We start from the raw sequence: 855 nt of genomic DNA on the forward strand, positions 1-855 counted from the left end.
CGTTGGCCGGCAACGGTGTTGGCGTCATCCCGCGAGGATGATGTTGTGGAGGTGGGCGATGCCGGAGGCGGTGTCGGTCAGTGTGCTGGCAGCACGCCGGTAGTCCCGCAGGATCTTGAAGCTCTTCATTCGGGCCAGGGCGTGTTCGACCTGGGCGCGGACGGTGCGGTGCTGCCTGTTCAGGTCCTTCTTCCACTCGGGTAGTTCGCTGCCGTTGGCGGGTTTGCGGTACGGGATGATCACGTCGGGGTTGCCGCGGTAGGCGCCATCGGCCATGACCGGCCGTCCCGCGAGTTTCTGGTCGATGCCGGAGGTGCGGTAGACGATGGTGTCGTTGCGGTTGCCCGGCTGCGGGTCGCCGAGGGCGACGACGAGACGGGTGTGGGCGTCGATGGCGACCTGCAGGTTCGTCGAGTAGCGGTAGTTCTTGCTCGGCGCGGCCAGCCGGTGATCGCGGGTCGGGACCAGGGTCCCGTCGACGATGGCGATCTGGTCGACCCGCCGCCGGCGGACCGGGGCAAGGGCGAGCAGCGGGCCGAGGGTGTCGATGACCCGGTGCGCGGCGGAGTGCGACACCCCGAACAGCGGGCCGATCTGCCGCATCGTCAGGTTCGTCCGCCAGTACGCGGCCACCAGCAGGACCCGATCCGCGAGGTCAAGCGACCACTGCCGGCCCGGCCGCCCATCGGCGATCGCGTCACCGCCACGCTCGGCGACCAGCCGGACCAGCCTGCGGAACTGAGCGGGCTGCAGCCCGGTGAACGGTAAGATCCACTCCTGGCGGGCCGCCGAGATCACCTGCACCCCGACATGATCCACCATGGACCGGCTACCGAGTTACGAGACGTCCTTTAG

The 855-nt window shown here is 68.9% G+C and carries 1 protein-coding gene; it reads right to left on the minus strand.

The genetic code is table 11. The features are described 5' to 3' along the window. Window positions 1–24 precede the first annotated feature (24 nt). Window positions 25–804, minus strand: a complete 780-nt coding sequence (locus tag SM450_RS31035; protein ID WP_474623329.1) for a transposase family protein — start codon at window positions 802–804, stop codon at window positions 25–27. Window positions 805–855 lie beyond the last annotated feature (51 nt).

Source organism: Micromonospora marincola (assembly GCF_056150385.1).